The sequence below is a fragment of the Frigidibacter sp. MR17.24 genome (assembly GCF_037095655.1).
Taxonomy (GTDB): domain Bacteria; phylum Pseudomonadota; class Alphaproteobacteria; order Rhodobacterales; family Rhodobacteraceae; genus Frigidibacter.
Genome location: NZ_JBAWKE010000002.1, coordinates 856,895 through 869,412, shown reverse-complemented (window position 1 = coordinate 869,412; position 12,518 = coordinate 856,895). Strand labels below are relative to the sequence as shown.

Genomic DNA, 12,518 nt, shown 5'->3' with positions numbered 1-12,518 from the left:
GATCCCAGCCGACCGGAGACTGCCCCGATGACGGACCTCTTGATCTCGCTCTACCCCTGGACGAAGGCACTGCACGTGATCTCGGTCGTCGCGTGGATGGCCGGGATCTTCTATCTGCCAAGGCTTTTCGTCTATCACGCGGAACGCGCCGGGCCCGGTCCGGGTTCCGAGCCTTTTGACAGTTTCGTGATCATGGAGCAGAAGCTGCTTCGGCTGATCATGAACCCCTCGATGATCGCGACGTGGATCTTCGGCCTGGCGCTGGTCGCCACGCCCGGGGTCGTCAGCTGGAGCTTCGCCTGGCCCTGGGCCAAGGCGGTCTCGGTCATCGCGATGACGGTGTTTCACATGTGGCTGGCACGGCAGCGCCGCGCGCTTGCCGGGGGGAATGGGTTGCCGGGGCGCAGCTACCGGATCGCGAACGAGGTCCCGACGCTGCTTCTGGTGGTGATCGTGGTGTCGGTGATCGTTAAGTTCTGACGCAACCCTCGATCCGCCGCGCCGAAAATCGCCAAGATCGTTGACTCGTGGCCGCGCGATCCTTATCTGCGCTGCCAGCAGGGCCGTCCGGCCCATCGCGCCCCCCGATTGACAGATATCCCAGACCGTCCGCGCCCGGCCCACCGGGCCCCGGCCCCATTGAACGAGTGTCCATGTCCGACATCCTCGAAGACGAACGCCTCAACCTGTCCGACCTGAAGGCGAAAAGCCCGGCGGATCTGCTGGCGATGGCGGAAGAGCTCGAGATCGAGAACGCCTCGACCATGCGCAAGGGCGAGATGATGTTCTCGATCCTGCGCGAATATGCCGACGAGGAAGGCTACACGATCGGCGGGGATGGCGTCCTGGAAGTGCTGCAGGACGGCTTCGGCTTCCTGCGCTCGCCCGAGGCGAACTATCTGCCGGGTCCGGATGACATCTACGTCTCGCCCGACATGATCCGCCAGTTCTCGCTGCGCACCGGCGATACCGTCGAGGGCGTGATCCGCGCCCCGGGCGAGAACGAGCGCTACTTCGCGCTGACCAAAGTCGAGGGCATCAACTTCACCGATCCCGAGAAGGCCCGCCACAAGGTGGCCTTCGACAACCTCACGCCGCTCTATCCGAACGAGCGGCTGAAGATGGAGATCGAGGACCCGACGATCCGCGACCGTTCGGCCCGGATCATCGATCTGGTGTCGCCGATTGGGAAGGGACAGCGTTCGCTGATCGTGGCGCCGCCGCGGACGGGCAAGACGGTTCTCTTGCAGAACATCGCCCATTCGATCGAGCGCAATCACCCGGAATGCTACCTGATCGTCCTGCTGATCGACGAGCGTCCCGAGGAAGTCACCGACATGCAGCGGTCGGTGAAAGGCGAGGTGATCTCGTCGACCTTCGATGAACCCGCCACCCGTCACGTCGCGGTGGCCGAGATGGTGATCGAAAAGGCCAAGCGTCTGGTCGAGCACAAACGAGATGTTGTGATCCTTCTCGACTCGATCACAAGACTTGGTCGTGCCTTCAACACCGTGGTGCCGTCCTCGGGCAAAGTGCTGACTGGTGGTGTTGATGCGAATGCGCTGCAGCGGCCGAAGCGCTTCTTCGGTGCAGCGCGGAATATCGAGGAAGGCGGTTCGCTGACGATCATCGCGACCGCGCTGATCGATACCGGCTCGCGGATGGACGAAGTCATCTTCGAAGAATTCAAGGGCACCGGTAACTCGGAAATCGTGCTGGACCGCAAGGTCGCCGACAAGCGCGTGTTCCCGGCGATGGACATCCTCAAGTCCGGCACCCGGAAAGAGGACCTGCTGGTCGAACAGAAAGACCTGCAGAAGACCTACCTGCTGCGCCGCATCCTCAACCCGATGGGTACTACGGATGCGATCGAGTTCCTGATCTCGAAGCTGAAGCAGACCAAGACGAACTCGGAATTCTTCGACTCGATGAACGGCTGAGATGGATACGATCTACGCCCTGGCCTCGGCGCGTGGCCGGGCCGGGGTGGCGGTCATCCGCATCTCCGGCCCCGAGGCTTTCGCCACGGTTCACCACCTTGCCGGCGCGGTTCCCGAACCGCGCCGATCCTCGTTGCGGACCCTGCGCGACGGTGAACTGGTGCTGGACCAGGCGCTGGTGCTGACCTTCGCCGCCGGCAGCAGCTTTACCGGTGAGGCCAGCGCAGAGCTGCACCTGCATGGATCGATCGCCACGGTGAATGCGGTGCTTCAGGCATTGTCGCGCCGGCCGGGCCTGCGCCTGGCCGAGGCCGGGGAATTCACCCGTCGGGCGCTGGAAAATGGCTGCCTCGACCTGGCGCAGGTCGAGGGCCTTGCCGACCTGATCGATGCCGAGACCGAGGCGCAACGGCGGCAGGCCTTCCGCGTGCTGTCGGGCGCGATCGGCGCACGGACAGAGGAGTGGCGCGCGCGGCTGATCCGTGCGGCGGCGCTGATCGAAGCGACCATCGATTTCGCCGACGAGGACGTGCCGGTCGACGTGTCGCCCGAGGTCTTGTCGCTGCTCGACGGCATGCTTGCCGATCTTCGGCGCGAGGTTGCGGGCGCCGCGATGGCCGAGCGGATCCGCGACGGCTTCGAGGTCGCGATCGTCGGGCTTCCGAATGCCGGCAAGTCGACGCTGCTGAACCGGCTTGCCGGTCGCGAGGCGGCGATCACCTCGGAGGTCGCGGGAACCACGCGCGACGTGATCGAGGTCAGGATGGACCTTGCCGGTCTGGCGGTGACACTGCTGGATACCGCGGGCCTGCGCGAAACCGAGGACGTGGTGGAAGCGATCGGCGTGCGCCGCGCGATCGATCGGGCGGCGGCGGCAGACCTTCGGATTTTCCTCGTGTCCGACGACGGGCTGCCGCCGGGCATCGATCCCGTCGATCAGGATATCGTGATCCGCGGCAAGGCGGATGGCGGCGGCGGCGTGTCCGGCAAGACCGGGGCAGGGGTTTCCGAGCTTGTGGCGAAGGTCACCGCGCTGCTGGAGGCGCGCGCCGGCGACGCGGCTTTGGTCACGCGAGAGCGGCATCGGCTGGCAATTGCCCTGGCGATCGAGGCTATTGAATCGGCCGCGCTTGCTGTAAGGAACGGGGCAGAGGCGGCAGAGTTGGCAGCCGAAGATCTTCGCCGTGCAATCCGCGCGCTTGACTCGCTCGTCGGTCGCGTGGATGTGGAGCATCTTCTGGGTGAAATCTTTGCGTCTTTCTGCATAGGCAAGTAGGCGCAGGTTCGGCAGGCGAATCGAGGGGGATGTTTCACGTGAAACATTTTGACGTCATCATCGTCGGCGGTGGCCATGCTGGCGCCGAAGCCGCACAGGCCTCGGCCCGGGCCGGTGCGGAAACCGCGCTGATCACGCTTCGCCGCGGCGATCTGGGCGTGATGTCCTGCAATCCGGCGATCGGGGGGCTCGGCAAGGGCCATCTCGTGCGCGAAATCGATGCGCTGGATGGCGTCATGGGCCGCGTCGCCGACAAGGCGGGGATCCAGTACCGCTTGCTGAACCGTCGCAAGGGCCCCGCCGTGCAGGGCCCGCGGGCGCAGGCCGATCGGAAGCTCTATCGTCTTGCGATGGCCGAGGAATTTGCCAATCGCCCCAACCTGTCGGTCATCGAGGGCGAGGTTGCCGATTTCCTGCTGCAGGCCGGCAGGATCGCTGGCGTGCTGTTGGCAGACGGGTCAGAGATCCCGGCGCGCGCCGTCGTTCTGACCTCTGGAACCTTCCTCAATGGCGTGATCCATATCGGCGATCAGCGCAGCTCGGGCGGCCGGATGGGCGACCGGCCCTCGATCCCGCTCGCGCAGCGGATCCGGGGCCTTGATCTGCCGGTCGGCCGGTTGAAGACCGGCACGCCGCCGCGGCTGGACGGGCGCAGCATCGACTGGTCCGTGCTCGAGGAACAGCCGGGAGACGAGGACCCGGTGGTGTTCAGCTTCCTGAACCGCGCGCCGCTGGTTCGGCAGATTTCCTGCGGCATCACCCACACGAATGACCACACGCATCAGATCATCCGCGACAATCTCGGTCGCTCGGCGATGTACGGCGGGCACATCGAGGGTGTGGGCCCGCGCTATTGCCCCTCGATCGAGGACAAGGTGGTTCGGTTTGCCGACAAGTCGTCGCATCAGGTGTTCCTGGAGCCCGAGGGCTTGGACGATCCGACCATCTATCCGAACGGAATCTCGACTTCGCTGCCGGCCGATGTGCAGGAAGCCTATGTCCGGTCGATGCGCGGGCTTGAGGATGTGGTGATCACCCAGCCCGGCTACGCGATCGAATACGATTACGTCGATCCGCGCGCGCTGGATCTGACGCTGCATTGCGCGGCCCTTCCGGGGCTGTTCCTTGCCGGGCAGATCAATGGCACGACGGGGTACGAGGAAGCGGCGGCTCAAGGGCTGGTTGCCGGCCTGAACGCCGCGTTGCTGGTGCAGGGCCGCGCTCCGGCGACCTTCTCGCGGTCTGACAGCTATATTGGGGTGATGATCGACGACCTCACCACCCGTGGTGTGTCAGAGCCCTATCGCATGTTCACCTCGCGCGCCGAGTTCCGGCTGAGCCTGCGGGCCGACAATGCGGATCAACGCCTGACGCCGCTGGGCCTCGCCTTGGGATGTGTTGGCGAGCAGCGTGCCCGGGTCTTCGCCGAGAAGATGGAGAAGATCGAGCAGGGCAGGGGGGTTCTGTCGCAGGTGCGCCTCAGCCCGGGGGAGGCAGCGGCGCTCGGGATCAAGGTGGGCCAGGACGGCCAGCGGCGCGACGGGTTGCAGTTGCTCGCCTTCGAAGGCGTGACCTTCGACCAACTCGAGCCGGCTATTCCCGGCATCACGGACATCGAGCCTGATATTCGCGACCAGCTTGGCCGCGACGCGCTGTACGCCAACTACATCGAGCGCCAGCGAATCGATGTCGCGGCGCTGCGGCGGGACGAGGATATCCGGATTCCGGATCACTTCATCTACGACGACCTCGGTGGCCTGTCGAACGAACTCAAGGCCAAATTGGCCCGCGTCCGTCCGTCGAGCCTGGCGCAGGCCGGGCGCATTGACGGCATGACCCCGGCCGCCTTGACCTTGATCCTCGCCAGACTGCGGCAGATGGATCGCCTGCGGCAGGCGGGCTGAGATGGATGATCTCAATGTGCTTGTGGATGTTTCACGTGAAACATCCGACCGTCTCGCCCGCTATGCCGCGTTGGTGCGGAAGTGGAATCCTGCGATCAACCTCGTCTCCAAGGCGACGCTGGACACGCTGGAAGATCGCCACATCCGCGATTCCGCGCAGGTTTTCGGCCTTTGCCCCGATGGCGCGCATCATTGGGCCGATCTTGGGGCAGGTGGCGGCTTTCCCGGCCTGGTCGTGGCCATCCTCGCAGCGGAACTGAAGCCCGACCTGTCTGTGACCCTGGTGGAATCCGACATGCGCAAGGCCGCGTTCCTTGCCACGGCGGCCCGCGATCTTGGCTTGGGCACCGTGGTGATCCCGGACCGGATCGAGAAGGTCCCCCCGCTCGCAGCGGATGTGCTGTCGGCGCGCGCGCTGGCGGCCCTGCCGGCCTTGCTTGGCTTTGCCGAGCGCCATCTGGCAGCCGACGGCACCGCGCTGTTCCCGAAGGGAGCCAGCCATCAGGCCGAGCTTGAAGAGGCGCGGCGCGATTGGTCATTCGATCTTCAGATCCGGCCGAGTATCACCGATCCTGCCGCCGCCGTCCTGCAACTGAAAGGCATCCGTCGTGTCTGACCTCTCGCGTCCCCCGGCTCCTCGCATCATCGCCATCGCGAACCAGAAGGGCGGGGTGGGCAAGACCACGACGGCGATCAACCTGGCCGCGGCGCTGGCCGAGGCGGGGCATCGCGTTCTGATCGTCGATCTTGATCCGCAGGGCAATGCCTCGACCGGCTATGGCGTCGACGATCGGGCGCTGACCACCTATGACCTGATCATCGACGACGCGCCGCTGGAAAAGGTGATCCGCGAGACGCAGACCGACAACGTCTGGATCTGCCCGGCGACGACGGACCTGTCCTCGGCCGATATCGAGATGATGGCAAATGAAAAGCGCAGCTTCCTGCTGCGCGATGCGCTGCGGCAGGTCGAGATCGACCGCTTCGCCTTCGAATTCGTGCTGATCGATTGCCCGCCGTCGCTGAGCCTGCTGACCATCAACGCGATGGTCGCCGCCGACGCGGTGCTGGTGCCGCTTCAGGCCGAGTTCTTCGCTCTGGAAGGGCTGTCGCAGCTGATGCTGACGATCCGCGAAGTGCGGGCAAGCGCGAACCCTGATCTGCGGATCGACGGCGTGCTGCTGACGATGCATGATGCGCGCAACAACCTGTCGCTTCAGGTCGAGCAGGATGCCCGCGACACGCTGGGTGAGCTGGTGTTCCAGACGGTGGTGCCGCGCAATGTCCGCGTGTCCGAGGCGCCGTCCTTCGCGGTTCCGGTCCTTGCCTATGACCCGCAGTCCAAGGGCAGCCAGGCCTATCGCGCGCTGGCGAAGGAATTGCTGGGTCGCACTGCCGTTCCGGCATGATCTGGTAGATTCGGCAAATCACACTACAAAATGAGGGGCAGGGCAGGATGATGGACAAGAAACGCGGACTGGGTCGCGGTCTCTCGGCGCTGATGGCCGACGTGGGGCCCGCACCGACGGTCGAACAGCCGCGCCGCGCCGACCTGCGCGTTCCGGTCGAGAAGATCGTGCCGAACCCCGACCAGCCCCGCCGGCGGTTCACCCCCGAGGCGTTGCAGGAACTGTCGGACTCGATCCGCGAAAAGGGCGTGATCCAGCCGCTGATCGTGCGCGAGCGCGACGGCGGCACCTACGAGATCGTCGCCGGCGAGCGTCGGTGGCGCGCCGCGCAGATGGCCCAGGTGCATGACCTGCCGGTCATCGTCCGCGATTTCTCGGACACCGAGGTGCTGGAAGTCGCGATCATCGAGAACATCCAGCGCGCCGACCTGAACGCGGTCGAAGAGGCGATGGCCTATCGCCAGCTGATGGACCGGTTCGGGCATACGCAGGAGAAGCTGGCCGAGGCGCTGTCGAAAAGCCGCAGCCACATCGCGAACCTGCTGCGCCTGCTGACCCTGCCCGACGAAGTGCTGGATCACCTGCGCGAGGGGCGGCTGTCGGCCGGCCACGCCCGGGCGCTGATCACGACCGACAATGCCGCCGGGCTTGCCCAGCAGGTGATCGACCGCGGCCTGTCGGTGCGCGAGACGGAAAAGCTGGTGAAGCCGGCGGATCCCGATGCGGCCCCCAAGGCGCCGCCGCGGCCGCGTGCCGTCGAAAAGGATGCCGATACCCGCGTGCTCGAGGGCGATCTCTCGGCGACGCTGGGAATGAAGGTCTCGATTGATTTCCGGGCGGACGGGTCGGGGTCGCTGACCATCGGGTACAAGGATCTCGAGCAGCTCGACGAGCTGTGCCGGATGCTGTCGCGCTAAGGCGCGACGGCCCGGAAGTGCGCTCAGGCGGCGTGTTCAGGCGGCGTGCTCAGGCATCGGGCCGCGACCAGATGAAGGCCGCGCAGCAGGCCAGGCACAGCGCCTGCGCCGCGATCGCGACAGGGGGCAGCGCCATAACGGTGGCGATGCCGACAGAGCCGAAGAAGGACGCGGTGGCGAGCCACTTGGCCCGCCGCCCGATCGCCCGGCGTTCCTGCCAGTTGCGGATCGGCGGCCCGAGGTGACGGTGGTTCAGGATCCAGTCGTGGACCCGCCGCGACGACCGCGCGAAGCAGAACGCGGCGAGAAGCGCGAAGGGCACGGTCGGCATCAGCGGCAGGACCACGCCCATCACGGCGAGCGCCAGCGCCAGCGATCCGAGCGTCGCCCAGAAGATCCGCACGGCCTGCGCCATGTCAGGCCATCAGCTCGCGGATGACGGCATTCAGCACCGCGCGGCCGCCGCGCGTCGCGCGCAGCCGGTCGCCGTCGATCTCGATCATGTCCAACTCGGTCAGCCCTTTCACCTTGGCCGCATCCAGCGTGGTCATCTGCCCCAGACGTGCGAGGCTCAGCCCCTCGGTCAGTCGCAGGCCCATCATCAGGTATTCGGCGCCCTGGTCGGACAACGCCACCGGCTCCCTCAGGGTTTCCCCCGAACCGCGCTCGGCGGCGAGAAGCCATTTCAGCGGCGCGGTCTCGGTCTCGGTCGCGGTCCGGGTGCCGCCAAGGGTCAGGCGGCCGTGGGCACCGGGGCCGATGCCGCCCCAGTCGCCGGCCGACCAGTAGATGCGATTGTGCCGGCTTTCGGCGCCGTCGCGGGCGTGGTTGGAAATCTCGTAGGCCGGCATGCCCGCCGCGTCACAGATGTCCTGCGTCAGGTGGTACATGTCGGCGGCATTGTCTTCGTCGGGCAGGCCGCGCAGGCCCCCGGCGGCGTGGCGGGCGCCGAAGGCGGTGCCGTCCTCGATCGTCAGCTGGTAGAGCGACAGGTGATCGACCGCCATCGCGATCGCCTCGCGCAGTTCCCGAGACCAGGCCTCGGGCGTCTGGTCCTGCCGTGCATAGATCATGTCGAAGCTGACGCGGTCGAAGGTGGACCGGGCGATGTCGAAGGCGGCCCGCGCCTCGGCCACCGAATGCAGCCGCCCGAGCCGCTTCAGATCGGCATCGTTCAGAGCCTGAAGGCCCATCGAGACCCTGTTGACGCCCGCATCGCGATACCCGCGGAAGCGCCCGGCCTCGATCGACCCGGGGTTGGCTTCCAGCGTGATCTCGACGTCGTTGCGCATCGGCCAGGTTGCCCGGATCTTGTCGATGATCGCGGCGACAAGCTCCGGGTCCATCAGGCTGGGCGTGCCGCCGCCGAAGAACACGGTATCAAGAACGCGGGGGCCGGTCTCGCGGCCCAGCCGCTCGATTTCGCTCAAATAGGCCCTTTTCCAGCGCTGCTGGTCGATCTGGGCCGAGACGTGCGAGTTGAAATCGCAGTACGGGCACTTGGAGGCGCAGAACGGCCAGTGCAGGTAAAGACCGAAACCGCCGTTCTGCCAGTCCTCCATCCGTCTCAGCCCTTCAGCGCCGTGACTTCGATCTCGATCAGCATCTCGGGCTTGATCAGCGGCGCCACGACCATCGTCGCCGCCGGGCGGATCTCGGCCAGCCATTTGCCCAGCACCGGCACGACGGTGTCGACCAGCGCCGCGTCGGCGATGGTGTACTGAACGCGCACCACGTCGGCGAGGGTGAAGCCGCCCTGTTCCAGCGCGCCCGAGATGGTCTTGAAGCAGTTGTCCGCCTGATCGGCGACGCTGTCGGGCATGGTCATCGTGGCATAGTCATAGCCGGTGGTGCCGGAGACGAAGCAGAAGTCGCCCTTCACCACGGCGCGGCTGTAGCCCATGGTCTTTTCGAAGGCGGACCCGGACGAGATCAGTTTGGCGGTCATTCGAAGCATCCTTTGACGAATTTGCGGAAGGCATCGGCCCGGTGGCTGATGCGGTTCTTTTCCTCGTGGCTCATCTCGGCGAAGGTCCGGCTTTCGCCGTCGGGCTGGAACATCGGGTCATAGCCGTGGCCCTGCGTGCCGCGCATCGGCCAGACCAGCTGGCCCTCGGCGCGGCCCTCGAACACCTCGTCGCTGCCGTCCGGGAAGGCCAGCACCAGCGTCGAGCGGAAGCGGCCCGTCCGGGGCAGGGGGGCCGAGACCGCGTCGCAGGCGGCCCAGGTCTTTTCCATCGCCATGACGAAATCGCGCCCCGAGGGGGTCTCGGCCCAGTCGGCGGTGTAGACCCCGGGCGCGCCGTCGAGGCAGTCGACCTCGATCCCGCTGTCATCCGACAGCGCCGGCAGTCCCGTGGCCTTCGCGGCGGCATGGGCCTTGATCCGGGCATTCTCGACGAAGGTGGTGCCGGTCTCTTCGGGCTCGGGAAGGTTCATCGCCTTGGCGCCGACGACCTCGATCCCGAACGGGGCCAGCAGCTCGACCATCTCTTCGAGCTTGCCGGCGTTGTGGGTCGCGACCAGAAGCCTGTTTCCCGTGAAACGCGCCATCACAGCGCGGCCTTCTGCGCCGCCACCAGCACGTCGGTGCCGGCCTCGGCCAGGTCGAGAAGCTGGGTCATCTCGTCGCGGCTGAACGTGGCGCCCTCGGCCGACATCTGCACCTCGACCAGCTTCTTCGCGCCGGTCAGGATGAAGTTGCCGTCGGTCCCGGCCTCGCTGTCTTCGAGATAGTCGAGGTCGAGGATCGGCTGGCCGCCGTAGATGCCGCAGCTGACGGCGGCGACGTGGTCGACGATCGGGTCGGTCTTCAGCACGCCCGCCTTCAGCATCTTGTTCACCGCCAGCCGCAGCGCGACCCATCCGCCGGTGATCGAGGCGCAGCGGGTGCCGCCATCGGCCTGGATCACGTCGCAGTCGACGACGATCTGCTTCTCGCCAAGCGCCACCCGGTCGATGCCGGCGCGCAAGGATCGCCCGATCAGGCGCTGGATCTCCTGCGTGCGGCCCGACTGCTTGCCGGCGGCGCTTTCGCGCCGGTTCCGGCTGTGGGTCGCGCGCGGCAGCATGCCGTATTCGGCGGTCACCCAGCCCAGCCCGGTACCCTTGAGGAACGAGGGCGCCTTTTCCTCGACGGTGGCGGTGCACAGCACGTGCGTGTCGCCGACCTTGATCAGGCACGAGCCCTCGGCATGTTTCGTGATCCCGGTCTCGATTGAAATCGGGCGCATCTCGCTTAGCTTTCGGCCAGAGGGGCGCATGTGTCCGTCCTTTCCTCGCAATCGGGGCCCATTAGAGGGCTGGGCGGGGGCGATGCAAGCCCGGGTCCCTGTTGCGGTGCAGCGCGGAACGCGGCAGGATCGGTCCCCGTGATGGGTCGTGAGATGAACGAAGGCTCCAAGCTTCTGTCAGAGATGAACGAGCGCTCGCGCGAGGTGTTTCGCCGGGTGGTCGAAGGCTATCTCGATACCGGCGAGCCGGTGGGATCGCGCACGCTGACGCGCTCGATGACCGAGAAGGTCTCGGCCGCGACGATCCGCAACGTGATGCAGGATCTGGAATACCTCGGGCTGCTGGACAGCCCGCATGTTTCGGCCGGCCGGGTGCCGACGCAGCTGGGCCTGCGGATGTTCGTCGACGGGCTGATGGAGGTGTCGACCGTCGCGAGCCAGGACCGCGAGGCGCTGGACGCGACGCTTGGCACGAACGAGCGCGATGTCGGCACCCTGCTCGACCGGGTCGGCTCGGCGCTGTCGGGGCTGACCCAGGGGGCGAGCCTCGTGCTGGCCCCCAAGCGCGAGGCGCCGATCCGGCATATCGAATTCGTCTCGCTCGCGCCCGACCGCGCGCTGGTGGTGCTGGTGTTCGCCGACGGCCATGTCGAGAACCGGGTGTTCCGCCCGCCGGTCGGCCAGACGCCGTCCTCGATGCGCGAGGCGGCGAATTTCCTCAACGCTGTGGCCGAGGGCAAGACGCTCACAGATCTCAGCCGCGACCTCGCGCGCGAGATCGCCGCGCACCGCCAGGAGCTGGACCGGCTGGCGCAGGATCTGGTCGAGAGCGGGCTGGCGCTGTGGCAGGACACGGGCGAAACCTATGAGCGGCTGATCGTGCGCGGGCGGTCGAACCTGATCGGCGCGGCCGAGGCGGCCGAGCTTGCGCGGGTGCGCACGCTCTTCGACGACCTCGAGCGCAAGCGCGACATCGTCGATTTCCTGGAACTGGCCGAGGGCGGCGACGGGGTGCGCATCTTCATCGGCTCCGAAAACAAGCTTTTCTCACTTTCGGGTTCCTCTCTGGTGGTCTCTCCCTATATGAACGCTGACCGTAAGATCATCGGCGCCATCGGCGTGATCGGTCCGACGCGGCTCAACTATGGCCGCATCGTTCCGATCGTCGATTACACGGCGCAACTGGTGGGGCGGCTTCTGTCGGAACGGTAGGGTCGCACCGCCGGGGCAAGGGTTGAGAAATGAGCGATACGAAAAAAGACGAGATCCTCGAGGATCAGGCACAGATCACCGAACCGGCCGACGAGGCGGGTCTGGACGCCGCATCGGCGGATTACGAGGCGCTGGTCGCCGAGCGCGACGAGCTGCGCGACCGCTTCATGCGCGCGCTGGCGGATGCCGAGAATTCGCGCAAGCGCGCCGACCGCGACCGCCGCGAGGCGGAGCAGTACGGCGGCTCGAAGCTCGCGCGCGACCTGCTGCCGGTCTACGATTCGCTGCGCCGCGCGCTGGACCATGCCGGCGAGACCGAGCGGGCCGCCGCCGCCCCGCTGATCGAAGGGGTCGAGCTGACGCTGCGCGAGCTGGTCAAGGTGTTCTCGAAGCACGGGCTCGAGGCGGTGATGCCGCAGGTCGGCGACACCTTCGATCCCAACATCCATCAGGCGATGTTCGAGGCGCCGGTGCCGAACACCAAGGCCGGCGACATCATCCAGGTGATGGCCGAAGGCTTCATGCTGCACGATCGCCTGCTGCGTCCGGCGCAGGTCGGCGTCAGCTCGACGCCGAAGTCCTGATCCCGGACCGCCCCTGTTTCACATGAAACGGCCGCCCCCCGGG

The 12,518-nt window shown here is 66.6% G+C and carries 14 protein-coding genes; 9 read left to right on the top strand and 5 right to left on the bottom strand.

Going from position 1 to position 12,518, the window contains the following annotated elements:
• Nucleotides 1-27 precede the first annotated feature (27 nt).
• From V8J39_RS11480 to V8J39_RS11450, 7 genes are all read left to right on the top strand, one after another.
• Nucleotides 28-480 carry a CopD family protein gene (locus V8J39_RS11480; RefSeq protein ID WP_336461015.1) on the top strand — a complete coding sequence of 151 codons (453 nt, stop codon included), beginning with the start codon at nucleotides 28-30 and terminating at the stop codon, nucleotides 478-480.
• A 173-nt stretch (nucleotides 481-653) separates the two neighbouring features.
• On the top strand, nucleotides 654-1,940 hold the full coding sequence (rho, locus tag V8J39_RS11475; RefSeq protein ID WP_336461014.1) for a transcription termination factor Rho: 1,287 nt from the start codon (nucleotides 654-656) through the stop codon (nucleotides 1,938-1,940).
• 1 nt (nucleotide 1,941) lies between these two features.
• A complete protein-coding gene (gene mnmE / locus V8J39_RS11470) occupies nucleotides 1,942-3,216 on the top strand; it encodes a tRNA uridine-5-carboxymethylaminomethyl(34) synthesis GTPase MnmE (RefSeq protein ID WP_336461013.1) in 1,275 nt (424 codons plus the stop codon).
• Between the two features lie 29 nt (nucleotides 3,217-3,245).
• Nucleotides 3,246-5,120: a tRNA uridine-5-carboxymethylaminomethyl(34) synthesis enzyme MnmG gene (gene mnmG / locus V8J39_RS11465; RefSeq protein WP_336461012.1), complete on the top strand. Its 1,875-nt coding sequence runs from the start codon at nucleotides 3,246-3,248 to the stop codon at nucleotides 5,118-5,120.
• Nucleotide 5,121: 1 nt separating this feature from the next.
• Nucleotides 5,122-5,736, top strand: coding sequence for a 16S rRNA (guanine(527)-N(7))-methyltransferase RsmG (gene rsmG / locus V8J39_RS11460; protein ID WP_336461011.1), 615 nt, complete (start codon nucleotides 5,122-5,124; stop codon nucleotides 5,734-5,736).
• Nucleotides 5,729-6,529: a ParA family protein gene (locus V8J39_RS11455; RefSeq protein ID WP_336461010.1), complete on the top strand. Its 801-nt coding sequence runs from the start codon at nucleotides 5,729-5,731 to the stop codon at nucleotides 6,527-6,529. Before rsmG ends, V8J39_RS11455 begins: the two co-directional genes overlap by 8 nt.
• A gap of 47 nt (nucleotides 6,530-6,576) precedes the next feature.
• Complete coding sequence (locus V8J39_RS11450) at nucleotides 6,577-7,446, top strand: ParB/RepB/Spo0J family partition protein (RefSeq protein ID WP_336461009.1); 870 nt, start codon at nucleotides 6,577-6,579, stop codon at nucleotides 7,444-7,446.
• A gap of 49 nt (nucleotides 7,447-7,495) precedes the next feature.
• Here V8J39_RS11450 and V8J39_RS11445 read toward each other — a convergent pair whose 3' ends face one another.
• Genes V8J39_RS11445 through rph form a run of 5 tightly spaced genes read right to left on the bottom strand, consistent with a single transcriptional unit; the run spans nucleotide 7,496 to nucleotide 10,709 of the window.
• Nucleotides 7,496-7,861 (bottom strand): YbaN family protein, encoded by a 366-nt coding sequence (locus V8J39_RS11445; RefSeq protein ID WP_336461008.1) that lies wholly within the window; start codon nucleotides 7,859-7,861, stop codon nucleotides 7,496-7,498.
• 1 nt (nucleotide 7,862) lies between these two features.
• Nucleotides 7,863-9,008 carry a radical SAM family heme chaperone HemW gene (hemW, locus tag V8J39_RS11440; protein ID WP_336461007.1) on the bottom strand — a complete coding sequence of 382 codons (1,146 nt, stop codon included), beginning with the start codon at nucleotides 9,006-9,008 and terminating at the stop codon, nucleotides 7,863-7,865.
• 5 nt (nucleotides 9,009-9,013) lie between these two features.
• Complete coding sequence (locus V8J39_RS11435; protein WP_336461006.1) at nucleotides 9,014-9,394, bottom strand: RidA family protein; 381 nt, start codon at nucleotides 9,392-9,394, stop codon at nucleotides 9,014-9,016.
• Nucleotides 9,391-9,999, bottom strand: a complete 609-nt coding sequence (rdgB, locus tag V8J39_RS11430) for an RdgB/HAM1 family non-canonical purine NTP pyrophosphatase (protein WP_442902580.1) — start codon at nucleotides 9,997-9,999, stop codon at nucleotides 9,391-9,393. Before rdgB ends, V8J39_RS11435 begins: the two co-directional genes overlap by 4 nt.
• Nucleotides 9,999-10,709 carry a ribonuclease PH gene (gene rph, locus V8J39_RS11425; protein ID WP_336461004.1) on the bottom strand — a complete coding sequence of 237 codons (711 nt, stop codon included), beginning with the start codon at nucleotides 10,707-10,709 and terminating at the stop codon, nucleotides 9,999-10,001. Before rph ends, rdgB begins: the two co-directional genes overlap by 1 nt.
• A 123-nt stretch (nucleotides 10,710-10,832) precedes the next feature.
• Between rph and hrcA the strand changes: the two genes are divergently transcribed.
• Nucleotides 10,833-11,891, top strand: coding sequence for a heat-inducible transcriptional repressor HrcA (hrcA, locus tag V8J39_RS11420; protein WP_336461207.1), 1,059 nt, complete (start codon nucleotides 10,833-10,835; stop codon nucleotides 11,889-11,891).
• A gap of 29 nt (nucleotides 11,892-11,920) precedes the next feature.
• Nucleotides 11,921-12,475, top strand: coding sequence for a nucleotide exchange factor GrpE (locus V8J39_RS11415; protein WP_336461003.1), 555 nt, complete (start codon nucleotides 11,921-11,923; stop codon nucleotides 12,473-12,475).
• Nucleotides 12,476-12,518 lie beyond the last annotated feature (43 nt).